Source organism: Chryseobacterium lathyri (genome assembly GCF_019970085.1).
GTDB lineage: Bacteria > Bacteroidota > Bacteroidia > Flavobacteriales > Weeksellaceae > Chryseobacterium > Chryseobacterium lathyri.
In genome coordinates this window covers 50,014-74,944 of the sequence record NZ_JAHXYG010000004.1, presented here as the reverse complement: position 1 = coordinate 74,944, position 24,931 = coordinate 50,014, and the positions used below count along the sequence as shown (strand labels likewise).

At 39.8% G+C, this 24,931-nt stretch carries 20 protein-coding genes; 17 read left to right on the top strand and 3 right to left on the bottom strand.

What is annotated here, in order from left to right:
* Positions 1–3 precede the first annotated feature (3 nt).
* Together LC418_RS13245 and LC418_RS13240 are read left to right on the top strand one after the other, a co-directional pair.
* A complete protein-coding gene (locus LC418_RS13245; RefSeq protein WP_223559472.1) occupies positions 4–573 on the top strand; it encodes a Crp/Fnr family transcriptional regulator in 570 nt (189 codons plus the stop codon).
* Between the two features lie 292 nt (positions 574–865).
* Entirely contained in the window at positions 866–1,678 is an 813-nt protein-coding gene (locus LC418_RS13240) for an alpha/beta hydrolase (protein WP_223559471.1), read from the top strand.
* A gap of 304 nt (positions 1,679–1,982) precedes the next feature.
* On the opposite strand, the gene LC418_RS13235 is transcribed toward LC418_RS13240, so the two are convergent.
* Positions 1,983–3,080 carry a TauD/TfdA family dioxygenase gene (locus tag LC418_RS13235; protein WP_223559470.1) on the bottom strand — a complete coding sequence of 366 codons (1,098 nt, stop codon included), beginning with the start codon at positions 3,078–3,080 and terminating at the stop codon, positions 1,983–1,985.
* A gap of 217 nt (positions 3,081–3,297) precedes the next feature.
* On the opposite strand from LC418_RS13235, the gene LC418_RS13230 reads away from it, so the two are divergent.
* From LC418_RS13230 to LC418_RS13190, 9 genes are read left to right on the top strand one after another with little or no spacing between them, the layout of a single operon-like run.
* Positions 3,298–4,824, top strand: coding sequence for a pyridoxal phosphate-dependent decarboxylase family protein (locus LC418_RS13230; protein WP_223559469.1), 1,527 nt, complete (start codon positions 3,298–3,300; stop codon positions 4,822–4,824).
* Positions 4,796–7,222: a GNAT family N-acetyltransferase gene (locus LC418_RS13225; protein WP_223559468.1), complete on the top strand. Its 2,427-nt coding sequence runs from the start codon at positions 4,796–4,798 to the stop codon at positions 7,220–7,222. The genes LC418_RS13230 and LC418_RS13225 overlap by 29 nt, the downstream gene beginning before the upstream one ends.
* Positions 7,215–8,531 (top strand): lysine N(6)-hydroxylase/L-ornithine N(5)-oxygenase family protein, encoded by a 1,317-nt coding sequence (locus LC418_RS13220; RefSeq protein ID WP_223559467.1) that lies wholly within the window; start codon positions 7,215–7,217, stop codon positions 8,529–8,531. The genes LC418_RS13225 and LC418_RS13220 overlap by 8 nt, the downstream gene beginning before the upstream one ends.
* Before the next feature lie 7 nt (positions 8,532–8,538).
* The gene (locus LC418_RS13215) at positions 8,539–10,353 is read left to right on the top strand and encodes an IucA/IucC family protein (RefSeq protein ID WP_223559466.1); all 1,815 of its coding nucleotides are present in this window, start codon (positions 8,539–8,541) and stop codon (positions 10,351–10,353) included.
* Positions 10,350–11,753 carry an MATE family efflux transporter gene (locus LC418_RS13210; protein WP_223559465.1) on the top strand — a complete coding sequence of 468 codons (1,404 nt, stop codon included), beginning with the start codon at positions 10,350–10,352 and terminating at the stop codon, positions 11,751–11,753. The genes LC418_RS13215 and LC418_RS13210 overlap by 4 nt, the downstream gene beginning before the upstream one ends.
* Position 11,754: 1 nt before the next feature.
* A complete protein-coding gene (locus tag LC418_RS13205; protein ID WP_062646915.1) occupies positions 11,755–12,000 on the top strand; it encodes an acyl carrier protein in 246 nt (81 codons plus the stop codon).
* A gap of 4 nt (positions 12,001–12,004) precedes the next feature.
* Positions 12,005–13,393: an AMP-binding protein gene (locus tag LC418_RS13200; protein WP_223559464.1), complete on the top strand. Its 1,389-nt coding sequence runs from the start codon at positions 12,005–12,007 to the stop codon at positions 13,391–13,393.
* Complete coding sequence (locus tag LC418_RS13195) at positions 13,380–15,818, top strand: TonB-dependent receptor (RefSeq protein WP_223559463.1); 2,439 nt, start codon at positions 13,380–13,382, stop codon at positions 15,816–15,818. The genes LC418_RS13200 and LC418_RS13195 overlap by 14 nt, the downstream gene beginning before the upstream one ends.
* Position 15,819: 1 nt before the next feature.
* Positions 15,820–17,004, top strand: a complete 1,185-nt coding sequence (locus tag LC418_RS13190) for a PepSY-associated TM helix domain-containing protein (protein ID WP_223559462.1) — start codon at positions 15,820–15,822, stop codon at positions 17,002–17,004.
* Positions 17,005–17,454: 450 nt separating this feature from the next.
* Here the strand turns inward: LC418_RS13190 and LC418_RS13185 are convergent, their stop codons facing one another.
* The gene (locus tag LC418_RS13185; protein ID WP_223559461.1) at positions 17,455–18,942 is read right to left on the bottom strand and encodes an aminotransferase-like domain-containing protein; all 1,488 of its coding nucleotides are present in this window, start codon (positions 18,940–18,942) and stop codon (positions 17,455–17,457) included.
* A gap of 65 nt (positions 18,943–19,007) precedes the next feature.
* On the opposite strand from LC418_RS13185, the gene LC418_RS13180 reads away from it, so the two are divergent.
* From LC418_RS13180 to bioA, 5 genes are all read left to right on the top strand, one after another.
* Positions 19,008–19,631, top strand: coding sequence for a hypothetical protein (locus LC418_RS13180; RefSeq protein ID WP_223559460.1), 624 nt, complete (start codon positions 19,008–19,010; stop codon positions 19,629–19,631).
* Positions 19,624–20,724 (top strand): aminotransferase class I/II-fold pyridoxal phosphate-dependent enzyme, encoded by a 1,101-nt coding sequence (locus LC418_RS13175; RefSeq protein ID WP_223559459.1) that lies wholly within the window; start codon positions 19,624–19,626, stop codon positions 20,722–20,724. The genes LC418_RS13180 and LC418_RS13175 overlap by 8 nt, the downstream gene beginning before the upstream one ends.
* Positions 20,725–20,773: 49 nt before the next feature.
* Positions 20,774–21,388, top strand: coding sequence for a dethiobiotin synthase (bioD, locus tag LC418_RS13170; protein WP_223559458.1), 615 nt, complete (start codon positions 20,774–20,776; stop codon positions 21,386–21,388).
* A 2-nt stretch (positions 21,389–21,390) separates the two neighbouring features.
* The gene (bioB, locus tag LC418_RS13165; RefSeq protein ID WP_223559457.1) at positions 21,391–22,377 is read left to right on the top strand and encodes a biotin synthase BioB; all 987 of its coding nucleotides are present in this window, start codon (positions 21,391–21,393) and stop codon (positions 22,375–22,377) included.
* A gap of 101 nt (positions 22,378–22,478) precedes the next feature.
* A complete protein-coding gene (gene bioA / locus LC418_RS13160; protein WP_223559456.1) occupies positions 22,479–23,801 on the top strand; it encodes an adenosylmethionine--8-amino-7-oxononanoate transaminase in 1,323 nt (440 codons plus the stop codon).
* Here bioA and LC418_RS13155 read toward each other — a convergent pair.
* Positions 23,755–24,072, bottom strand: a complete 318-nt coding sequence (locus tag LC418_RS13155; RefSeq protein WP_111953480.1) for a winged helix-turn-helix transcriptional regulator — start codon at positions 24,070–24,072, stop codon at positions 23,755–23,757. The two genes, bioA and LC418_RS13155, sit on opposite strands and share 47 nt — an antisense overlap.
* A 92-nt stretch (positions 24,073–24,164) precedes the next feature.
* On the opposite strand from LC418_RS13155, the gene LC418_RS13150 reads away from it, so the two are divergent.
* Positions 24,165–24,926 carry an MBL fold metallo-hydrolase gene (locus LC418_RS13150; RefSeq protein WP_223559455.1) on the top strand — a complete coding sequence of 254 codons (762 nt, stop codon included), beginning with the start codon at positions 24,165–24,167 and terminating at the stop codon, positions 24,924–24,926.
* The last annotated feature ends 5 nt before the right edge of the window (positions 24,927–24,931 follow it).

The window sequence follows — 24,931 nt, the reverse complement described above, 5'->3', positions numbered from 1 at the left end:
GCTTTGAAAGACCTTTTAGAACAGATTAATAGTTATTATCCGCTGTCAGAAGAAACGGTGAAAGCCCTGATGAATATCTGTAAGGAGGAAACATATCACAAAAATGACCTTCTCCAGGAAGCTGGCTCTGCCGCCAGATACTATTATTTTATAAAATCAGGATTGGTAGGATATTATACTGTAGACGAGCAGGGAGATTCTGTGTATAAGATTTTCTTTGAAGAAAAAAGTTTTGTAGCTTCTACGGCAGCTATTATCAAAGATAAGCCCAGCGACTTTAATATCATTGCTTTAGAAGACTGTTCAGTGATAAAATATCCGGCAAAAGCTTTCAGAGAACTCATCAATCAATACCACGACCTGGCATTATTTCACATCCATTATCTGGAAAAAAACTGGGTAGTAAAAAAAGAACCGCTGGAGATCTCTTTAAAGCATGAAACAGCCAAACAGCGTTATTTACAGCTTCTGGAGAACAAACCTCTTCATGATAGACTGAAACAGCATCATATTGCTTCTTATCTGGGGATTACACCCACTCAGTTGAGTCGCATAAAAAAAGAAATAAACTGACAAAAGCTTCAACATATGTTGAGGCTTTTTTATTTTCTGAGCCCCATCTTTGTCCTATAAATAAGAACAATTGTACGTCTAAATAAGAACAAGAGAAAGAGAAAGAGAAAAAAAAGATGATGAGTCCGCTTCATAGAATCAATGTCAATTGATTCCCTCTTAGCTCACTTAAATAATCATCATAGTAGTAAATCTTTGCGTCAAAAAAAGTGAAAGCAATAAAATTTCATTTTAAAATAAGACCGCTTCAATTGATTTCAGATGTACCAGTTCATCAATTAAATTCTATCCTATGAAAAATTTAGTAAGCATCGTCTGTGTATTGACGGTATCTGCACAGCTTTCCGCACAGAAAGTCACTCATCAAGAGGTTTTCAGTGCCAAAATGAATAAGAACGTTAAAACGATTATCATCACACCGGATGTGCAGCAGGGCGCAACCTATCCTTCGGTTTATATTCTTCACGGTTACAGTGGGAATCCTGAACGGACAATCAAACAGGACATTCCGGATCTGGTTCAGAAAGCACAAGAGTATAAAATGATTTATGTACTGCCGGATGGAAATTATAATTCGTGGTATGTAGACAGTCCGTTGGTTAAAGATTCCCAGTACCAGACTTTTATTGGGCAGGAACTTGTAGATTTTGTCAATAAAAACTATCCGGTGAAAAATGATAAAAAATCCCGTGGTATCCTGGGTTGGAGCATGGGAGGTTATGGTGCTGTGAATATTGGGACTGCATACAATCATACATTTGGCATTGTGGGAAGTTCTTGTGGTGCTCTGGACTTCAATTCATTCGGGGAAGGGTATACTCATTATCAGGTAGATAAAGTATTAGGATCTGCAATATCATTAAATCCTAAATTTCTTACAGACAATAAAGTGAAGACTATGGCTACAGCAGAACAGCAGTACATTTTCGATTGCGGTACGGAAGACACACAAATGATTGAAATGAACAGAAAATTTCATAAAAAACTCACAGACCTTAAGATTCAACATCTTTATATAGAGTCCTTAGGAATCCATGATCCTAAATACTGGAGCAGATCTTTATCTGAGCAGTTGACTTTATTTGATCGATTTTTTAAGCTATAAAATTAGCTTTATATAAATTGATGTATCTAGTTTTATTATAATTATTTATGCTACTTTATTTGAAGTTGAAATCAACATCTCCTAACCATGTCAAGGTTTTTAACCTTGACATGGTTAACAGGGCTCAATCTTTAAACTTTAAAAAGCGAAGCTTATCTTAATCATCTTAAAAACTTAAATATTCTTAATGGTTTAAATATTTTATTCAGGTTTAAAAAAGTATTCAGCTAAAAAAATCCTTTTAAGCATAAAGCTTAAAAGGATCCATCATAATTATTATCAAATAAATATCTAATAGAACATTTTAAATGTTTTCGAAATTTTTACCCAAATGTTCTTCAATTACAAAGAACGGATCTTCTGTAAGCGTATGCGCTCTCATTTCCATAAGACTCACTTTACTCATCATCCGGAGCATAATTCTTCTCTGACATTCGTGCTCTACACCATCAACATTTCTTACCCCGGCTCTGAAGGCAGATCTCCCGTGGGCACATAAATGGTTATTCACCAATATCACATCTCCGGCCTGTGGCGTAAACCCTGAATAGATCAGATCTCTTGCCTCTTGCCAGAATTCTGTCAGATGATGATGGGCCTCATCACTTTGTTTAATGCTTGGATTAAACAGCTGTTCTGCTGCATCGAACCGCATGAAAGGCAGCTCGTGATTACCATACAGAACAGCTTCTAATGCTTCTTCTTCCTCTGCAGCTGTTTCCAGATTGGCATCTTTTGGAATTTTATACATCCGTTCAAAAAGAGGCCTGAATTTTTCTCCCATAGATTCATGCGAACGGATAGAATATAGGGTAGAAGGTACCTGCTCTTCATTACGGATATACATAAAGCTTAAAAAGTCTGCCTGATGTTTCAGGAAAGCATCTTCGGTATGTACATAAAGATCTGTTGCAGATCCCGATCCGGTCTGCGTTTCTCTCATTTTTTCATCCGGAATGATCGCATGCATTAATCCGCCACCTTTACGCTGCGAATAATATTGTACGGGCTTCGACGGAAGTGCTCCGTGGATCAAAGCACAGGCAAAACCATAGATATTGAATTTAGAATAATCGGCAGACTGCCAGTTCGGGGGAGTATTTCCTATACTTTCCTGATCAATATCCATTAATCCTCTAAACACAAGCGCTCCGTACTGATCTTTTGAAAAGTCGCTGGCGAAATCAGCCGCTATATGCAGAATTCTTTCCGGTAAAAAATAAGAGGCCAGCTGATGAACATGGGTAATGAAATCTCTGTTTTCATAGCTGTCATATTTTCTCTGAAGATGCACCGCTGCATCTTGTATCATTCTTCTTTCCTGAGAGGTGATCTCAATGACTCTCGGAAGCAGTTTTACCGCAGTAATACTGTCGTTATCTAAAATTTCTAGCGAATTCATTAAAAAAATATTTGGTGTGTGAATATAATTTCTATATTTGTTTTTAATTATTCTAAATAACAATAACCGGTTCAAATTTATGAATAATTTATCAACCACCAAATAAAAAGTAAAAAAAATGTAAAAAATAAAAACTTGACTATCAGGTATATACATCTATATACTATACACTTTTACACAACTTATTGATTTTAAAAATCACCTTACAAATACGTATATGAATAACAATCAAATGCCCGCCGGAGAGATCCTGAGCGACTACTTACCTCACATTTCGGGGAATTTTGGAAATATTTTTCATTCTGATAATTACGATCATTATCGTTCCGCTGTCGAAGAAACTTTAGACCTTGTAGGAACTTTTCTTCACAGAACCGACAAACCCTTCAGCGGAATAGAAGCCAAAGAAATGAAAGGCATGGTACAGCAGATAGACCTTAATCAAAAACTGTCTTCGTATCAGGAGCTACTTGAAGAAGTAGATACTATATATGTAAAGCATGCGACTGCTTTTCACCTCCCACAATACGTGGCACACCTTAATTGTCCCGTCGTAATTCCCGCTTTGGCAGGAGAAATCCTTGTCAGTGCCATCAATTCTTCACAGGATACTTACGACCAGAGTGCTGGAGGAACCTTCATGGAAAGAAAGCTGATCGACTGGACCGCAGAGCAGTTAGGATATAATGCAGAAACCAGCGACGGCGTTTTCACAGCAGGAGGATCACAGAGCAACCTGATGGGACTTGTGATGATGCGTGACTGCTTTTCCCAGAAGAGATACAACCATAATATTAAGCTGGATGGTCTTCCACAGGAGGCCGGACATTTCAGAATTTTTGTTTCCGATAAATCTCATTTCAGCAACTTAAAGAACGCCTCTATCATGGGATTAGGCGAAAAATGTATTGTTAAAGTGCCTACAGATGAAAGATTCTGTATGGACATCGGTTTACTGAAGAAATACATTAAGAGAGAAGAGCAGATGGGAAATATTCCTATCGGAATTGTAGCAACGGCCGGAACCACAGACTTCGGAAACGTAGATCCTCTGGAAGATATCGCCAATATTGCTGAGCAGTACAATATCTGGATGCACGTAGACGCGGCTTACGGATGTGCTTTATTATTAAGCGAAAAGTACCGTCATCTTCTGAACGGCATCGAAAGAGCGGATTCTGTGACAATCGATTATCATAAATCTTTCTTCCAGCCGATCAGCAGCAGCGCTTTCATCGTTAAAAACAAAAGGGAATTAAGAATCCTGAAACACCATGCAGACTATTTGAATCCTGCGGAAATGGATGAAGAGGAAATTCCTGCACAAATCAACAAATCCATCATCCAGAGTACCCGTAGATTCGATGCGTTGAAACTGTGGTTTACCTTAAGAATGATGGGCAAAGAACAGCTCGCAGAATATACAGACACAGTGATAGACCTTACCAAAGATATAGCGTCTATGATCACTGAAAACCCTCACTTCGAACTGCTTTCCGATACGGATTTGAGCGTTTTGGTTTTCCGTTATATCAGACCTGATATTGAAGACCTGAATGCTTTGAACCAGCATATCAAAATGAAGCTTTTCTACAGCGGGGAAATTCTGGTGGCAAGTACCAAAGTAGATGGAAATTTCTACCTGAAGTTTACTTTCCTGAACCCGATTACAACAACAGAAGATGTTCACCAAATTTTAAATACAATCAAATCGCATGGAGAAGATTTTAGTACAGCAAACTAAGCTTACGGAAAAAGCACAGGAAATCACGATTAGAATCCTGCTGAACGGAATGCTTCGTGAGCTTGGAAACGGAAAGTTCTATCAGGGAGTTCCGAAATATGATGCCCTTACGGCTCAGGCACTGGAAAACAGCATCTATCCGCTTCATATAAGATTTGAATTAAAGAAAAGCGACATCTTTTTATTTGCTCCGGTTTCTTACCGTTCTGAAAGTGCTTTCCACAACTATGGATTGCCTTTATGGGTGGTTGATCATAAAAATCAGAAGGTTTTTGAACCGGATGTTGATCAGCTTACCGAACTGGTATACCGCGAACTTTCTGAGCAGTTCAGTGAAAAAGGCCTTGAATTATTTATGAAAAGAATTCACAGCAGCTTAAAAAATCTGGAAATGATCATGGAGGAAGGTTTACAGGATCAAGATGCTCTAACGTATTCTTTCCTGGAATCTGAACAGCAGCTTCCTGTAGGACATAATCTTCACCCTTTCACAAAAGCGAGAATGGGATTCTCCAGAGAAGAGCAGGTTCTGTATGGTCCGGAATTCAATAAAGGCATTCAGCTGGAGTATTTCCTGGTGCACAAAAGCTGTGTTCAGGAGCAGTCGGTTTTGGAGCAGCCTTACAGCGAATTTCTGAAGAGTATCGTTTCATTACCGGAAGATATTGAAGCGAAATACCTTAAAGAAGGCGAGAAGATTTCTGATTTCTATACGGTTCCTTGCCATCCTTGGGAAGCTACTTATCTTTTATCTATCGAAGAAGGGGCGGAAATGATCAAAGACCGTACTCTGATCCATATCGGAGCTTTTGGAGAAGAATTTTATTCAACCTCTTCCATCAGAAGTATGTACAGCCCTCATATTCCGTGGATGCCTAAGTTTTCTTTAAATGTTCTTTTAACAGGATCGATAAGGATCAATACGGAGAAGGATCTGAAAAGAGGCTATGCATCAGCTTTATGGAGAAAACATGCAGGCGCAGCATTTGAAAAGGATTTCAACCGGTTTAAACTGCTTTTGGAGCCTGTAACATTAGGTGTTTATCATCAGGATAAAAATATTGAAAGCCTAAATCTTCTGATCCGCGAAAATCCGTTCCAGCCGGAAGATAAAATCCTTCTTTTAGCAAGATTATGTCAGGACGAACCTGCAGACGGACAGAATTTTATTCAAAAGTTCTTTACAGATGTTTCTGAGAAACTGGGAACAAGTCCGGAAGAATCGGTGACCATTTGGTTTGCAAAATATATTCATCTGCTGATTGCTCCTTTAAACCATTTATACAGCCAATACGGCATGGCTCCTGAAGCACACCAACAGAATCTTTTAATCCAACTGGATGATCAGTTGCTGCCAACGACTCTTTTTGTAAGAGATGCACAGGGATATTTATTAAGAGAAAGCGCACGAGAACAGTATGCAGAGCTTTCCAAAGCGTACCCTGAGATTGAAGATCTTTTCATCAGGGATAAACGTCTTTTAGATATTATCTCTTACCATGTTCTGGTGAGCAATCTTTCAGCACTTATCGCTTCATTAGGAAAGACAGGATGGGTGAAAGAGAGAACATTAATCGATATCCTGCACAATGAATTTGAACAGGTTCATCAGGAAATGCCTTCAGATTTTACGCGTTATGCACTTAAAAACCGTCATTGGGGAACAAAAACCAACTTTAAGGCGGTTGCTAATGAAATTGATGGTATTACAAGTGCAGCAGCCATTTCTTATGCTAAAGTTCCGAATCTTCTTCACTACCATTACTTCTCAGATCAGCTGATTCATCCGAAAGGGAAAGAAGCTTTCTTCAAGCGTTATTTCCAGAAAGATGATGTCACGGTTACGATGAGACCTGTTGACCTTGATATTGACCTTGAAATGCTTCATGAATGGTTTAACCGTGAACATGCGATCAAAATCTGGCAGATGAACTGGCCGATTGACGAGCTGGAAACTTATTACCGTTTAATGCTGCCAGGTGATGAAGCACACAGCTACATTGTCATGAGTAATGGCGAACCTACATGTAATATTGAGGTTTACTGGCCATGCAGAGATATTGTGGGCGATTATTATGATGTATTGCCTACCGATTACGGAACCCATCAGTTTATCGCACCTACAGATCCGAAGAAGAAATACGTTTCTCCTTCCACACAGTCTATGGTAGATTATGTATTTGCCCAGCCTGAAGTTGGAAAAATGGTAGGAGAAGGCTCGGTAGATTCTCTGGCGTCTATGATGAACAAGGCTCATGTCGGGTTCAAAGTAGATAAAGTCATTGAAATGCCTCATAAAAAAGCCAACCTTAATTTCTGCTACAGAGAATGGTACTGGGAAAAATTCCCGCAAAACAAAGATGTAGAATTCACCGTAAAAATCACTGAACATGAATAACGAAACGATATATAACGTGATCGGAATAGGTATTGGCCCTTTTAATTTAGGATTGGCCGCTTTATCCAATCCGATTTCTGAATTAAAAACACTTTTCCTTGACCAGAGAGACGGTTTCGACTGGCATCCGGGATTGATGATTGACCATGTAACCCTGCAGACGCCTTTTCTGTGCGACTGCGTATCCATGGCAGATCCTACGAATCCTTTAAGCCTTCTGAACTATCTGAAAGAAACAAACAGGCTCTACAAATTCTTTATCAGGGAAGATTTTTTCATTCCGCGTAAAGAATATAACCGTTACTGCCAATGGGTGGTGAGCCAGCTTCCACAGTGCCGTTTTTCAACGCAGGTGGTTGATATTGTGTATGAAGACGGACTGTATTTAATCACAACCATCCATACCAAAACCAAGGAGACGGAAGTTTTCAGAACAGAAAGACTGATCCTGGGAACAGGCACACAGCCTCACATTCCTTCGTTTATTCCGAAAGAGGATTCCCGTATTCTGCATACAAGCTCTTATCTCTACCGTAAGGAAGAACTTTTAGCTCAGGGTAAAAAAATTGCCGTAATTGGTTCAGGACAAAGTGCTGCAGAGGTCTTTTATGATTTATTGCAAAGCCGTGATGAAAATACCCAATTGGGTTGGTATTCACGTCCGGACCGTTTCTTCCCGATGGAATATTCAAAGCTGACGCTTGAACTGACATCTCCTGATTATGTGGATTATTTCTACAGCAGGGATGAAGCGGCAAGAAAATCAATATTAAGTAAGCAGCAGGCTCAGTTTAAAGGAATCAATTACGACCTCATCAACCAGATCTATGATTTCATCTACGACCTGAATATTGATAATGCTGATCCAAACCTGACGATCATTCCAAATAGCCAGTTGGATAGAGTAGATAACAGCAATCCGGATCATTTGACTCTTGAGTTCACACAATTAGAACAAGAGGTTCCTTACGAACAGGAAGCTGACTATCTGGTAGTAGGAACAGGATACCGTTATCATGAACCGGCTTTCTTAAAAAATATTCAGTCCAGAATTAAAAGAGATTCCACAGGACTATTTGCGGTCAACAGGAATTATTCCATAGACCATAACGGCGGGGAAATCTATGTGCTTCACGCAGAAGTACACACCCACAGCTACATTTCTACGGATCTTGGAATGGCGGCGTACCGTAATTCCTATATCATCAATGACATTTTGGGAAGAGAACATTATAAAATCGAAAAGAAAATTGCTTTCCAGGATTTTGATGTAGAGAAACACGCTGCTGTATCAACTGTCAAAATATAACAGAACAATGAACACCAACTTAAAAAATAATACAATCAGCCAGGAAATCTGGTTCCAGGCCAATAGAGACCTTATGGCCAAGACGATTGCAGAATTAATGCATGAAGAACGGCTGAAACCTGTTGCCGTTTCACAGGATGAAGAAGGATTTACGGTCTTCAAACTGGAAACAGGGATCGAAACTATAGAATACATTTTCCGCGGACAGGAAAGGATGATGGATTACTGGCACATTGATACGCAAAGTATCGTGAAAATAGAGAATGGCGTACCCACCTCAGCGCTGAATATTCCCCAGTTCTTCCTTGAAATGCAGACCGTATTCGATCTGGATGCCAATACGCTGGCGAGATATACCGAAGAATTGCTGCATACGTTATACTGTGACGCATTAATTTTATCGAGAGGCGTTATGTCTTCAAAAGAACTGGCATCCAGTAATTACCAAACGGTAGAACATCAGATGACAGGCCATCCTTGGGTAATCGTTAACAAAAGCAGATTAGGATTTTCTCCTACCGATCTTGAAACGTTTGCTCCGGAAGCGGGAGAGGATTTAAAAGTGTTATGGCTGGCTGCTCATAAGGACAGATCAGCGTTCCAGTCGCTGGAACATATAGATCAGGAAGGATTTTACCGTTCTGAAATTGGAGACGAATTGTATCAGGTATTTCAACAAAGGTTGATTGATTCCGGAAAATCTCCCGAGGATTATAATTTAATTCCCGTGCATCCATGGCAGTGGGAACATAAGCTGAAAATTCACTTTGCAGGTGATATCGCATCTGATATTCTGATACTCTTAGGAGAAGGAAATGATATCTACAGCCCGCAGCAGAGCATCAGGACTCTATTTAATACAGATCATCCTGAAAAAAGATACCTGAAAACCGCTGTTTCTATTTTAAGTACAGGAAATATCAGAGGACTGTCGCCTAAGCAGATGAAAATTGCCCCATCCATTACAGACTGGGTGAAAGGACTGATCAAAGGTGATGCTTATCTTGAAACAAAAGGAACCATATTTTTAGGAGAAGAGGCTTCTATTGCTTATCTGCATCCTCAATACAGTGCGATTGCCGGTGTTCCTTACCAGTATAACGAATTTCTGGGAGCTTTATGGCGCGAAAGTGCTTCCAATTATTTACAGGAAGACGAAGAAATGTTTACTATGGCTTCCCTGCTTTTTGTAGATCAGAATGGAATTCCATTGGTACAGGCTTTTGCAGAGCAGGCAGGAATCAGTATTCAGCAGTGGATTACAGATTATCTGGATGCTTATCTTACGCCGTTACTTCACATTTATTACACCCATTCTCTTTGTGTAACACCTCACGGAGAAAACATCATGGTGGTATTAAAAAACGGAGTGCCACAGAGAATTGTGATCAAAGATTTTGTAGATGATATTGTCCTGACCACAGAAGCAAGGGAGAAACTTCCTGATCATCTGGCAGACGGACTCATCCAGTCTTCCAACAAGGAAAATGTTCCGCTGTCTATTCTTTTGGGTGTTTTTGATGCGTTCTTCAGGTATTTATCCAATGTTCTGCATACCCATTCCAATTTTCAGGAAGAGACCTTCTGGACGCTTGTTCACGATTGTATAGAGAACTACAAAAACCATAATCCTCATCTGAATGAGCGGTATGAAAAATATGATCTGTATATTCCTACATTTAAAAGGTTCTACATCAACAGTCTTCGTTTGAAAAACAATGGCTACAGTGAAAATAAAGCATTTGCTATTCCAAAGAAAGACGGTGCACTGCCGAATCCTTTGTATCAGATTGCGAATAAAAACTCTGTAGCGACGGTATGAGAAAGTTTCTGCATCTTGTAAAAGAAGGCTCTGTATTTGCGTACGGAGCTTTAGCGGGAAAAAAAGTAGAACTTACCTCAGGGAGTATCAACCGTTCTATCTTCAGCCTTGCCATTCCTATGGTGATGGAGCTCGTGATGGAATCTGTTTTTGTCAGTATCAATCTTTTAATTATTGCAAGATTAGGAGATAAAGTCTTGGGCTTGGTAGGAATTGCAGATAACTATATCAATTTTGCCAATGCAATTGCCATTGGTTTGGGTATCGCTGCTGCAACACTTACGGCGAGGAGAGCCGGAGAAAAAGACCAGGAAGGTATGAGCCGGACTGCTCATTATATCATATTGCTGGCATCTGCCTTTGCATTACTGATTGGTGGCCTGTCATTCCTTTTTGCGGGTGAAATCATCAGTTTCCTTGGATTCAATACAGGGATTGTAGAGAACGGACTTCCTTTTTCCAAACTGGTGTTTCTGAGTATCGGTCTGGTGATTCTGCGTCTGTCTATCAATGGTCTTTTCAGAGGAGCAGGAGATGCGGATCTGGCGATGAAGTCGCTTTGGCTTTGCCATATCTCCAGTATGGTTTTTGCGGTAATTCTTGTTTTCGGACTTGGTTTTATTCCTGCTTACGGATTAATGGGACTGGCGTATGCTACCATATTATCCCGGTTACTGGCGGTTTTATATCAGTTCTTTATTCTTCTTACACGCAAGACCAGTGTGAATATTCTGGTCAGGTTTCATCTTGACCTGCCTTTAATTAAGAAAATTCTGAAAATTACTTTTGGCGGACTGGTTCAGTATATTATTCCTGCTTCCAGCTGGCTGATCATGGTTAAGATCATCGCCACCTTCGGGACTACCGCTCTGGCAGGATACATTATTGCGCAGAGAATTGCTTCTGTTGCGACGATGCCTGCCTGGGGAATAGGAAATGCTGCAGGGGTTCTTACAGGACAGAATTTAGGAGCCGGAAATCCGGACCGCGCAGAGAAAACGGTATGGAGAGCCGGAGGAATCAATATGACTTATCTGATAGCCGTCGCTATATTCTGGCAGTTCGCTGCGGAATATGTGGTGACGTTCTTCACCAAGGAAGCTGAGGTAGCACGATATGCCGTACAATACATCCATGTGGTGTCTATGGCTTATCTCTTATTAGGCTTTACAATGGTGATCAGCCGTGCCCTTAACGCGGCTGGTAATATTATGCAGGTGACCCTGCTGTACATGATCATGTTCTATGTGATTCAGCTTCCTTTAGCCTACCTGCTTGGGGTAAGGCTTCAATGGGAGCTGAAGGGAATATTTACGGCTATTGTTTCTTCGGAAATCGTACTGGCTGTACTGTTCCTCATGATCTTCAAAAATGGTAAATGGAAAACTATAAAAATTTAAAATGCACACAACAGACGAATTTTATGAAATTATCGCATCAGCAATCGCTGTGAAAAAAGAATTGGTAGACGAAAACCTTACCTATCAGGAAATTCCTGAATGGGATTCCATGTCGCATCTGCTTATTGTAGAAGCGTTGGAGCAGTTCTACCGTGTCAAGTTTGACTTCAACGACATTCTTGAAATGGGAACCGTCGGGAAGATCCGCGAAAAAATGAAAAAATACGATGTACTCGTAGAAAACTAAGTATATGAAAATTTTAGAAAATGTAATTGCCAACAAGAACTTGTTGTTTACAGATGCTTCCACCGGTGCTTCCACGCCGGTTGGAACACTGTACAGGTCTTTAGGCCTCAATCCTGTAGAAAAAGGATTGATCTTTTTGTACAATGACAATCAGGTACCCAGTATTGAAGTGTTCTTCAATTTCTATGGAACCGCACATGCCATTGCTATTTTGGGACAGAAACTGCATCCGGAATTTAAAGAACGTCTGGAAGCGGAATACCGTCCCAAATATATCTTTGATCCTTCAAGAGATGAGGTTCAGGGATATTCGTTAAAGGAGTTTTCGGAAACAGTGAAAATCTTTGCTAAGGAAGATTATCAGCCGGAAGTGACCATTCATCCTGACATCAAAATCCTTTTAAGTACTTCCGGAACCACCGGAGTTCCAAAATTGGTGAAGCTTTCGGATGAAAACCTTTATCAGAACGCCGTGAGCATCCTTCAATACATGCCTATCCTGGAATCTGATGTAGTTCCGCTCAACGTACCGATTAATTTCGTGTACGGTTTTTCTATTTTTACCACCAACTGTATGCGTGCGGGAAGAATAGTCTGTACGGACAAAGACATCATGCAGAAAGCATTCTGGGACGAAATGGAAGAGTACGGCTACAGCACGCTGGGAGGCGTTCCGTATCTGTATGAAAACCTCAACAGAATCGGATTTTTCAGAAAAGACAGCACCAGCCTGAGATACATGACCCATACGGGAGGGGTGATCAATGCTGAATTGAGAAAAACCATCTTCAATTACTGCCTTGAGTTCGATAAACAGTTCTTTGCCCAATACGGACAAACCGAAGCAGGCGGAAGAATGGCTTATCTTACTACAGACGGACTTCTTGAAGAGGAAACATCTATTGGCACTCCTGTACACGGAGGAAGCTTCCGGATCGATCCTGAAACGGATGAATTACTCTTTTTACATGCAAGCATCAGCGGAGGGTATGCTAACAAGCTTGAAGACCTTTCTACCTACGAACAGCCAAGGCTTCTTCATACCGGAGATACAGGCAGAAGAGGGAAGAACGGACTGTACTACATCACAGGAAGAATCAAGCGGATCATGAAGCTTTTCGGAATCCGTCTCAACCTGGATGAGGTAGAGTTTATCCTTAAGAATGAACTGGAAGGCAATACAGTAGTCTGTCTTAACGGCAATGACAAAAAAATCATTGTTCTGTATGACAATATCAACATTGATCCCCAAACCATTACAGAAACCATTAAAAATAAACTGCGAATCAACCCGCAGTACGTACGCACCGAACACATAGAATCATTTCCATTATCACAAAACGGCAAAATCAATTATCCTCTGTTACAAAACTTACAGCATGAAAATATTTAAAACCCCTATAATACTTTTATTTCTTGTCGGTCTTCCATTATTTGTTTCTGCCCAGCAGAATGAACGTGTCAACGGAAAGATTATGTTGTCTGAAAAAGTGCCCGTGAAGAATGCGCTTTTAAGATTAGTCAATACGCCGTATCAGGCTAAGACCAACAGTTTAGGAGAATACTATTTTGATAATGTGCCACCGGGAGAGTATACGCTTCAGGTGGTTTTAAATGATATTGAATTGATGCGTGAGCAGATCCGTATTGAAAAAGATGTCTTTGAAATTCCGGTGATTTATCCTGAGACAGAAAATAATGTGATTGAAGGAATTACAGTATATGCCTTCAGTAGAAATAAATTTCTGGACAGAGACAGTACTTCGATCTCTAAAATGCCTTTGAAAAACATTGAAAATCCTCAAATGTACACAAGCATCAACCAGCAGATTCTGAAAGAGCAGTTGGTGTATGATATGTCCGACGCTTTAAAAAACGTTCCGGGTATTGTAAAAATGCAGGGAAGTGCGGGTAGAGCGGGAGACGGAAGTTTCTACTACAATTTAAGAGGTTTTCCTACGAGAGTTTCTATGGTAGACGGTGTTCCTGCGACCACCAATTCAGAAATTGACCCTGCTGATATTGAGCGTATCGATGTGATCAAAGGGCCTTCCGGAACTTTATACGGAGGCGCAGTCAATTCTTTTGGAGGATTGATTAATGTCGTAACGAAAAAGCCTAAAGATTATTTCGGCGGAGAAGCTTCTTATCTTTTGGGAAGTTATAATCTGAACCGTGTGACGGCTGATGTATACGGTCCAATCACGGATTCAAGGAAGACTTTATTCCGTGTGAATGCAGCGTATCAGTATCAGAACGGATTCAGAGATTCAGAGTTCAGAAAATCCATGTTTGTGGCGCCTACATTCAGCTACCAGGTGAATGACCGTTTAAAATTTAACCTGGGAGCTCAGATTTACACCTATGAAGGAACCAATACGCCGATCATCTTTTTACCGAGAACCAGACCATTCATTGCAACCACTCCGGATGAGCTTGGATATGACTGGAAAAAGTCTTATTCCAATAACGATATGAGTTTAAAAGCGCCTTCCATCAATGTAAAAGCTGAGGTGAATTACAAAATTTCAGATCAGTGGAGTTCCCAGACTTTGATCTCAAGAAATTACAGGAAAACGGAAGGATTGTATCAGTATCAGTTTATGAGAGGAGCTACAGATAATCTTCTGGAGCGTAATGTACAGTGGCAGAATGGCGAAGGAGCGTCTACCAGCGTTCAGCAGAACTTTAACGGGGAATTTAAAATAGGAAAAATCAAAAATAAAGTTCTTGTAGGATTAGATTATTTAAACCAGTCTTTGAACAATAACCTTTCTCCAATTGTTGTATTTGATTACATTGACCCTAAAAATCCTACAGCACCGATAGCGCCGCCGGTAACAGGATTATATGGAAATATCACCAGAGATTTAGCGTTACAAAAAATTCAGACTTCTACAGCACCTTTAGTAAGAAATACAGCATCAAGCAATATTTATGGCGCTTATATTTCCGATGCGGTATACATTACAGACCGTTTGGTTACTTTGCTGAGTTTACGTTTTGATCATTATGAAAGCAATGGACAACTGGATTTGATCAAAAATGTAAATACGGGGACATTCAATCAGAATGCGTTATCTCCAAAATTTGGTTTATCCTATCAGATCCTTAAAGATCGCCTGTCTGCCTATGCTAACTATATGAATGGTTTCAGTAATTTAGCTCCGGTTGCGCAACCGCTTGCAGACTATAGCGGAGATTTCAAACCGCAGAGATCTAATCAGTGGGAAATGGGATTCAAAGGAAATCTTTGGAGAAACAGAGTAAATTTCACGGTAGGATATTATGATATTCTGGTTGACAATATGTTACGGGCAGATGTTGTGACCCGCGACGGAACAAACTATAATGTGACCATCCAGGACGGAGAGCAGAGAAGTAAAGGGATCGAAATTGAAACCATCCTTAATCCAATTCAGGGGCTGAACATTATGGCGGGATATTCTTATAACGACAGTAAGTTTGTAAAAGCTGCTGCCAATGTAGATGGCCGTCGTCCATCGTCTTCAGGTCCGGCTAATGTATTCAATTCATGGGTAAGCTATATATTGCCGATCAAAGGACTTTCAGGTCTGGAACTTGGTTTTGGAGTAAACCACGTGGGTGAGCAGGTTACTGTAGACAATGCAACTACCGGACAGTTTACATTCCCGGCTTATACTTTAGTGAACGCTTCCGTATCTCTTGAAAAAGAAAGATACAGATTAGGATTTAAAATGAATAATTTAGGAAATGCACAGTATTTCGCAGGGCAGGGTGTTATAGTAGCCCAAATGCCCCGTAACTTTGTAGCGGAGGTTACTCTTAAGTTTTAATATGAATTCTATACTAAGAAAAACAGCATATCAATTACATCTATGGCTCGGACTAGCGTCCGGGCTTATAGTTGTGATAATGGCAGTTACCGGATGTATTCTCGCTTTTGAAAAAGAGTTGAAACATGCCCTACACCCGGAAAAATATTTCGTCAAAACCATAAAAAAAGAAAAACTGCAGTTTTCCGATCTCAAGCTCAAAGCTGAGCAGGCACTTCCGGATAGTTTAAAGGTAAGCAGGGTAGAAATATCCTCAGATCCATCCAGAAGCTATGCGTTCCGCTCCCTGAAAATGAATAAGGAAGCTTTGACTTATTGGGGTTCATATATTTATTATTACAGGGTTTATGTAGATCCTTACACCGGAAAAGTTCTTGAGGTGGAAAACGCCAAAAATGATTTTTTTGAAATTGTGATGGACCTTCACCGCAGACTTTTATTGGGTGAAAAAATCGGTAAAACCATTACCGGATATTCTACGCTGATATTGGCGATCATGCTTTTTTCAGGACTGGTGATCTGGTTTCCGCGCAAAATGAATAAGAAGGCACTGAAAGGAATGTTTTTCATTAAAACGTCTGCTAAATGGAAAAGAATCAATTATGATACGCACAATGTCCTGGGATTTTATGCCGTTATTCCTTTATGCCTCATTTCATACGCAGCATTGATATGGAATTTTGAAGATTTAGACCAATGGGTCAAAAAAACACTGAACGGAAAGACGAAAACCGAACAGAAGGCTAAAAGTACTATTCCTTCCGAAGAATATTCAGACAAGAAAAATATTTTAAATATTGTTGGAAACAGGGTAGAACAGAGCCTGGCGGATAAAAAATCTGCACTCATCAGCTTTCCTAAAACAGAAGAAGGAACTTATTATGCTGAAGTAACGTATGGGAATAAGCAATACCAGAATGAGCAATTCAATTTTGATCAATACTCAGGAAAAATCCTAAAGCATCAATCCTACAAAGACAAAAACATCGGCAATGGAACCGCATTAAGAGAAAGAAATTATGACCTTCATACAGGAAGCATCTTTGGAATGACTGGCAGGATTTTATATCTATTTGCAGGAATGATCGCGGCTTCACTTCCCATCACAGGATTCATTATCTATTTGAACAGAAAAAAGAAGAAATCCAAGAAAAAGAAAGCGAAGATATTGACTCCCTCCAATTAAAAAACAACAAAAATTAGATAAGTGTAACCCGGGTGTTACACTTTTTTTATTTCAAAATCCCCTTATTTCACAGCCGCATACAACGCAAACATCTGTGCAAATCCGTGTCATCTGTGGTTAATTTTAAAGTAAAACACAACTTTTTTTCTCACTTAGATTTTCATCCTACGCTTTTTAAACATTAAGATAGCTGAAGATAATAAGGTTAGTTAAGAAAATCAAATGATTTTTTTAAGTTGTACGCGTTAAAGCGAAGCTCAAACTTCATATTTTTAAAGACTTAATAATCCTTACTGGTTTAAAATTTTGCTTTCTCGAAGATTAAAAAAGATCAGGAAGATTTTCACAAAAACTTAAGTGTCATTTTACAGTAGGTTCTTAAACTTTAAATAACTTAAGTGTTTCAAGAAAACTTTTGTGACTTTTGTGGTTATAATCGGCAGGTAATTTTTATAACAATTTTTTCACTTGCCCAGAAAGGATTTCAATACTCTTCTCCATTTCCTCAAAATTCAGATTTCCAAACCCCAGTCTCATTGCCGTAATATCTTTCGTCTGATAAAGCAGTGTTTTAGGAATAAACAAATTATTCTGGGCGCAATTCCTGCTCAACTGCATAAGATTGACAGGAATATTCCATTCCAGCCAGAAAGCAAGACCTCCCGAAGGCTTTTGAAACTGTATCAATTCATCTAAATTTTCCTTAAGAAGTTCTGCAAAGTGATTCCGCCTTTCCTGATAAACCTTTAAAGACTTTTTAAGATACCGGTGTATTTCTCCTTCTTCAATCATTTCACCTAAGGCCCTTTCCATTAAGATATCACCCTGACGGTCTATAATTCCAAGATATTTCCTCATCTCAGCCATCAGATTTTCCGGAGCAACAATAAACCCGGTCCTGAATCCCGGAGCCAGTGATTTTCCGAAAGATCCGATATAAATCACCATTCCCTTAGTATCTGCACTTGCCAGCGGAAGAATGGGGCTTTTATCATAATGAAATTCATAATCGTAATCATCTTCAAGGATGATAAAACTATACTCGTGGGCAAGGTCGAGCAACTCAAGTCTTCGTTGTGCACTTAAAGCAACAGTAGTAGGATAGTGGTGATGCGGAGTAAGATAAAGCATCCGGATTTTCTGCTTTTTACAGGCTTCCCGAACGTGCTCAACGATAATTCCTTCTTCATCTATCGGGAGTGATACAATATTCACACCTGCTTTTTGAAAAATCATATTGACGGAAAAATAGCTCAAAGCTCCCACCAATACGGTATCTCCCGCAGAAAGAAGAATTTCAGAAACGATATAGATACTCATTTCCGTACTTCGGGTAATGAGAAGATTGTTCTTTGAAATAGGCAGTCCGCGGGAAAGATTAAGATAATGCGACAGATGTTCCTTAAAAAATTCACTTCCGTCATGATTGTAATGGCCCAGCATTTTCTGATTGGATTTCCTTTTAAGAATAGAGCTGTAAAACCTTGAATGCTGCCCGATCTGAGTCAGTCTGATATCCGGAACGCCGTCGTTGAAAACATATTCGCAATCCGAATGTTCAAAAGGATTATCTAAAATATTCGAAGTTTTAAATGAAAAACCTGTCGTTTCAGGATAATTCTGAAGGTTGTTTTTTGCAAAATCCTTAACCTTTATCGGTTTTTCCTGATTTTCTCCGATGATGAACGTTCCCTTGTTCGGAAGACTTTCAACCCAGCCCTGTGCTGACAATTCATCATAAACAGCAACGGCGGTATTCCTGTGGATTTCCAACACTTCACTGAAGGCTCTGGTTCCGGGCAACTTGGTGCCGTATGGCAGAAAACCTCTCTGAATAGCATTGATCAGTTGATTAGCAATCTGCATATAGATTGAAGTCTCTGAATCTCTGTCAATTTCTATAAAACTTTCGTAAGGAATTTTAACCGGACTATCCATAATATTAAAACTGGCACCTTTTAGCAGTCCGGCAATATACTAATTTTGGTTCAAAATAAAAATCTATGGAATTTCAACAATTGCTTGAAAGAATTGTACAGGATGGCGGAACTCATGCCAAATGGCTGAACACGCTTTCGTTCATGGAAAATGCCGGTGCCAGAAAGATCTCTAAGTGTGAGCATCCGGTTTCCGTTACGCTGATTCAGCTGAAACATGCTGCCGAAGAGCACCGTCATGCTTATTATCTAAAAAAACAGATCAGCAAAATAGATCCCGAATTATGTAAAACCTATGATGCAGACGAACTTCTGGCCCCTATTGCCACAAGACAGTATCTTCATTCGCTGGATGTAAAGGCTTGCAGGTATCTTCAGACCGTATTTGCCCTGAATAAGGAAGAGTTGAAATATGCAGCTTATCTTTTTGTGACTTATGCCATTGAAGTTCGTGCAGATGAGCTATATCCGGTTTACCAGGATATTCTGACCAAGGAATCTTCGAGAATTATGGTGAAATCTATTATTCTGGAAGAAGAAGGGCATCTTGAGGAAATGATCAATCAATTAAATGAATTCTCCGCAGACTGGAAATTGCATGCAGAAAATATCCTGACGATAGAAAAAGAACTGCATGATGAATGGATTAATGCTATAGCTGAAGAAGTTTCTCAATTAGACTATGCTTAAAAAATTTCAGGACGCTCTCGATAAAAGAAAGGAAGCAGGAATATTAAGAACGTTAAAGCCAAAACTTAATGGGATTGATTTTTATTCCAATGATTATCTTGGCTTAGCGAGAAATGAAGAACTTCAATTACAGTTGCTTCGGAATGTTCAGGAAAATCCCAAGCTTCTTTCAGGAAGCTCTGGCTCGAGATTGATCAGCGGAAACAGCAATATTGTTGATGAAACAGAAAAATACATTGCTGAACATCATCAATACCCAGCAGCTCTTCTTTTTTCTTCCGGTTACAATGCAAATCTGGCTTTGTTTTCTTCACTGCCGGACCGTCATGACACGATTATTGTTGATGAGCAGATTCACCGTTCAGTTCATGATGCCTGCAGAATGTCTCATGCTAAAAAACTAAAATTCCGGCATAATGACCTGGCAGATCTGGAAATTATCCTGAAAAAGCAAACGAGACACTGTTATGTTGCTATCGAAAGCCTGTATTCAATGGACGGAGATCTCGCACCCCTTCAGGAAATCGCAGCTTTAGCAAAAAGATATAATGCAGCACTGATTGTAGATGAAGCCCATGCTTTTGGTGTTTTCGGATATGGCCTGATTGAGAAGAATCAGTTACAGAATGATGTTTTTGCCGCCGTAATGACTTATGGAAAAGCTTTAGGAGCCCATGGTGCAGCTATTTTGTGTGATGAAACCATAAAATCCTATTTAGTGAATTTTGCATCTCCTTTTATCTATACCACTGCTGCTCAGGATTTTTTATGGATGGCTATTCAAACAGGCTATGAATTCTTAAAGCAAAAACCAGAACTGTCAGAAAGACTTCAAAAGAATATTGAAATTTTCAGGAATCAAAATATTAAAACCCCATCTTCAGAATTGAGCCCGATACAGGCCGTATTGATACCGGATAATCAACAATTAAGAAGTTTACAGAAAACACTATCTGATAATAATTTCTTAACCTACACCGTCTACAGTCCCACTGTAAAAGCAGGAACCGAAAGACTCAGAATATGCCTCCACAGCTTTAATACAGAAGAAGAAATTGTAGAACTCACAAGAATTATTAAAGAATTTATTTAAGACGAATCAATAAACACCAACCCCACAACGCTGTAATCTGTAACATCAAGTGAATCAAATATTTATCACCGGAATCGGCACCGAAGTAGGAAAAACAGTATGCTCCGCTGTTTTAACACAATATTTTAAAGCAGATTACTGGAAACCTGTGCAATCCGGGGATCTCGACTATACGGACAGCCATAAAATAGAATCATGGACAGAGAATACTGTCTGCCATCAGGAAACTTACCGTCTTCAGCTGGCTGCATCACCACATCAGTCTGCCAGGGAAGAAAATATAGAAATCAATTTAGATCAGTTTCAGCTTCCCAAAACAGATAACAAACTAATCGTAGAAGGAGCGGGAGGGCTTATGGTCCCGCTTTCGGATGAGATTTTTATGATAGACCTTATTGAAAAACTTAATCTTCCTGTAGCGTTAGTCGTCAGAAATTATTTAGGATGCATTAACCACAGTTTACTTTCCATCATGGCCTTAAAACAAAGAAAACTTAAACTGGAATATCTGATCCTCAACGGCGTTTTTCCTCCAGATACCGAAAGAGTGATCTGCAACTTTATTAAAAGAGAAACGAGAACTATCTACATTCCTGAAATCGACCAGCCAACTAAAGTCAGCATTAAAGCTGCCGCAGAACAATTAACAAAAACAAATTTATGATAATGGACCAAAAAACAACCGTAAGAAACAACTGGACAAAAGAAGAAATAGAAGAGATTTATCACCAGCCCTTGCTGAAACTGATCTATAAAGCATCAACAGTACACCGTGAATGGCATGATCCGTCAGAAGTACAGATTTCCACCTTATTATCCATCAAAACGGGAGGATGTCCCGAAGACTGCTCTTATTGTGGTCAGGCTGCCCGTTACCATACTAATATCAAAGTGCAGGCATTGCTTCCGACAGAAACCGTGATTGCCCACGCTCAAAAAGCAAAAGACAGTGGCTCTTCCCGTTTCTGTATGGCTGCAGCGTGGCGTGAAGTCCGTAACAACAGAGATTTCGACAGGGTAATCGATATGGTAAAAGGCGTAAATGAGCTTGGACTGGAAGTGTGCTGTACGTTAGGAATGCTTACCGAAGAGCAGGCCATTCGTCTTCAGGAAGCAGGTTTATATGCTTACAACCACAATCTAGATACTTCTGAACAGTATTACGAAGAAATTATCTCAACCAGAACCTTTGATAACAGAATCAATACCATCAATAATGTAAGAAAAGCAGGAATAACGGTATGTTCAGGAGGAATTATAGGTCTTGGTGAAACGCACAGCGACAGAATTTCAATGCTTTTAACCTTAGCCACCATGCCAAAACATCCGGAATCAGTTCCCATCAACGCTTTAGCGAGAGTAGCAGGAACGCCGCTTGAAGACAACGAAAAAGTAGATACCTGGGAAATGGTCAGAATGATCGCTACCGCCAGGATTGTCATGCCTTCCTCCATGGTGAGATTAAGCGCCGGACGTATTGAAATGAATGAAACAGAGCAGGCGTGGTGCTTTATGGCCGGAGCCAATTCCATCTTCACAGGAGAAAGAGAAACTTTATTGGTAACCCCTAATCCGGGAGTTTCCGAAGACATGCAGATGCTGGAAAAACTGGGCTTGAAGCCGATGAAGATGAAGGAGAATAGTTGTTGTTAATGAGTTTCGGGATGAAGGGGTACCAGTTACAGGTTATAAAGCTACAATTGGCTTATGGAACGATCATCTCCACTAATTTCTCTAACTTTTAATTAAAAAAAATGAATACATCAATACAATCTCTACAGTCAAGAGATAAAGCCGTCAACTGGCATCCCTACACGCAGATGAAAACAGCAGGAGATGCAGTGCCTATAGTACAAGGAAAAGGCGTCTATTTATATGATGAGGAAGGAAAAAAATACATTGATGCCGTTTCATCCTGGTGGGTAACTTTGCACGGTCATGCTCATCCCTATATTGCAGAACGTGTTTTTCAGCAGCTGAATACTCTGGAACAGGTTATTTTTGCGGGATTTACGCATGAACCGGCTGTTCAGCTTTCAGAAAACCTGTTGAACCTGCTTCCGAAGAACCAGAAAAAGGTTTTTTATTCGGATAATGGTTCCACAGCGGTGGAAGCAGCGCTGAAGATGTGTATTCAGTACGCCTATAATTCAGGGAAAGAAAAAACGAAGATTCTGGCTTTTAAAAATGCTTATCACGGCGATACCTTCGGGGCGATGTCTGTGAGCGGGAGAAGTGTCTGGACAAAACCTTTCGGAAGTATGCTCTTTGAGGTGATCTTTATCGATATACCTAACGCAGAAAATCTGGAAAGTTTAAAAATTCAGATTAAAGATCTGGCAGAAGAAACAGCCTGTTTTATCTATGAACCATTGGTACAGGGCGCAGCAGGAATGCTGATGTATGAGGCTAAACATCTGGATGAACTGATGAAATTCTGCAGAAGCAAAAAAATTCTGATGATCCAGGACGAAGTATTCACAGGTTTCGGGAGAACCGGAAAACTGTTTGCGGCCAATCACCTGACGGAAGTGCCGGATATTATGTGTTTCTCAAAAGGCCTCACCGGAGGAACAATGCCTATGGGAATTACCACCTGTTCGCAGGAAATTTTTAATGCCTTTTTATCTGACGATAAGTATAAAACCCTGTTTCACGGACATTCTTTTACGGCTAATCCTTTAGCGTGTACTGCGGCTCTGGCCAGCATAGAGCTTTTATTGCAGGAAGAAACATTAGCAGCCATTGATCGTATCAACAACCAACATTCCGATTTTTCTAAAATTCTTTCAAAGCATTCACATGTTGAAAATGTACGTCAGACCGGAACCATTCTGGCTTTTGAGTATAAAACAGATCAACATACTTCTTATTTTAACCAGATTGGAAAGGTTCTCTATGATGAATTTCTTAAGCGCGGGATCATTATGCGTCCGCTGGGGAATGTTATGTATCTGGTTCCGCCGTATTGCATCACATCAGAAGAACTTGATTTTATTTACCGAAATATTTTGGAGGTATTGAATACTTTTAAGAATCAAGATCATTGCCCCATGCATGCAGCTGATCAAGAATAGGACCTAATTTCCGGGCTTTATCAGTCACCTTATAATAGACTTCAGGAGGAAAATTATAGACTTCAATCCGTTGAATGATATGATTTTCCTCCATCTGTTTCAGCTGTTCAGAAAGCACTTTCTTTGAAACCCTCGGCATTTTACGCCACAATTCTATAAACCGTACCTGATCTTCCTCAAAAAGATTCAGAAGGATCAACGGTTTCCATTTTCCGGAAAGAATATCAAGGCTTCGTCTAAGCCCGCAGTTTTTAAATTCTTCAAAATTCATCGGTAACTTTTATATATATGGTTAACCTTTTGGTAACCGTCTATTATTTACCTTTGGTTTAACCATAGTTTTGCAAGACAAAATTAAACAAAATGAAACTGGAATTATGGCGTAATGCCACATTACTGCTCCAAATAGGAGGAAAAAATATTTTAATTGATCCCATGCTTGGGGCAAAAGGTTCTTTGGGAAAGCTTCCAATGACAGATAGCGAACTGCTGAATCCCTTGGTTGACCTTCCGTTCAATGAAGAGGAATTAAAAGATAAACTGTCAAAAATTGATGTGGTAGCTGTAACTCATCTTCATCCTGATCATTGGGACGAAAAAGCTATTGAATTTTTAGATAAAAATATTCCTGTGATCTGCCCTGAGATCATTGCAGAAAAGATAGCCGAGTCAGGTTTTAAGAATATAATTTCTATTAAAGACAGTATCATCTGGGAAAATATCAATATTTCAATTACAGAAGGGCAGCACGGAACCGGAGAAATAGGGGAGAAAATGGGTAAAGTAAACGGATTTGTCTTTAAAACAGAAGATCAAACTCTCTATGTCGTTGGTGACAGTATCTGGTATGAAAGAATTGCAGCAGAGATCGATAAGCATCTGCCTCAGCATATTGTTGTAGCCGGAGGTGCAGCCACTTTTGCAGTGGGAGATCCTATTATTATGACCAGTGAAGACATCATCAAACTTTGTGAATATGCACCCAATGCCTCCATCTTGGTCACGCATCTTGAAGCAGTCAGCCACTGTAAGGAAAGCCGTGAATACATTCAGAAGAAGATCAATGAAAACAATCTGGAGAACAGATGCTTAGTTCTGCAGGACGGGATGGAATATTCTTTATAATTAAT

Bases quoted from the DNA above. Each gene is read 5' to 3' on its own strand.
- LC418_RS13155 (WP_111953480.1), bottom strand. From the start codon at position 24,072: ATGAATTTTGAAGAATTTAAAAACTGCGGGCTTAGACGAAGCCTTGAT.
- bioA (WP_223559456.1), top strand. From the start codon at position 22,479: ATGAATACATCAATACAATCTCTACAGTCAAGAGATAAAGCCGTCAAC.
- LC418_RS13195 (WP_223559463.1), top strand. From the start codon at position 13,380: ATGAAAATATTTAAAACCCCTATAATACTTTTATTTCTTGTCGGTCTT.
- LC418_RS13180 (WP_223559460.1), top strand. From the start codon at position 19,008: ATGGAATTTCAACAATTGCTTGAAAGAATTGTACAGGATGGCGGAACT.
- LC418_RS13205 (WP_062646915.1), top strand. From the start codon at position 11,755: ATGCACACAACAGACGAATTTTATGAAATTATCGCATCAGCAATCGCT.
- LC418_RS13175 (WP_223559459.1), top strand. From the start codon at position 19,624: ATGCTTAAAAAATTTCAGGACGCTCTCGATAAAAGAAAGGAAGCAGGA.
- LC418_RS13150 (WP_223559455.1), top strand. From the start codon at position 24,165: ATGAAACTGGAATTATGGCGTAATGCCACATTACTGCTCCAAATAGGA.
- LC418_RS13235 (WP_223559470.1), bottom strand. From the start codon at position 3,080: ATGAATTCGCTAGAAATTTTAGATAACGACAGTATTACTGCGGTAAAA.
- LC418_RS13190 (WP_223559462.1), top strand. From the start codon at position 15,820: ATGAATTCTATACTAAGAAAAACAGCATATCAATTACATCTATGGCTC.
- LC418_RS13215 (WP_223559466.1), top strand. From the start codon at position 8,539: ATGAACACCAACTTAAAAAATAATACAATCAGCCAGGAAATCTGGTTC.
- LC418_RS13185 (WP_223559461.1), bottom strand. From the start codon at position 18,942: ATGGATAGTCCGGTTAAAATTCCTTACGAAAGTTTTATAGAAATTGAC.
- LC418_RS13240 (WP_223559471.1), top strand. From the start codon at position 866: ATGAAAAATTTAGTAAGCATCGTCTGTGTATTGACGGTATCTGCACAG.
- LC418_RS13200 (WP_223559464.1), top strand. From the start codon at position 12,005: ATGAAAATTTTAGAAAATGTAATTGCCAACAAGAACTTGTTGTTTACA.
- LC418_RS13225 (WP_223559468.1), top strand. From the start codon at position 4,796: ATGGAGAAGATTTTAGTACAGCAAACTAAGCTTACGGAAAAAGCACAG.
- LC418_RS13230 (WP_223559469.1), top strand. From the start codon at position 3,298: ATGAATAACAATCAAATGCCCGCCGGAGAGATCCTGAGCGACTACTTA.
- bioB (WP_223559457.1), top strand. From the start codon at position 21,391: ATGGACCAAAAAACAACCGTAAGAAACAACTGGACAAAAGAAGAAATA.
- LC418_RS13220 (WP_223559467.1), top strand. From the start codon at position 7,215: ATGAATAACGAAACGATATATAACGTGATCGGAATAGGTATTGGCCCT.
- LC418_RS13210 (WP_223559465.1), top strand. From the start codon at position 10,350: ATGAGAAAGTTTCTGCATCTTGTAAAAGAAGGCTCTGTATTTGCGTAC.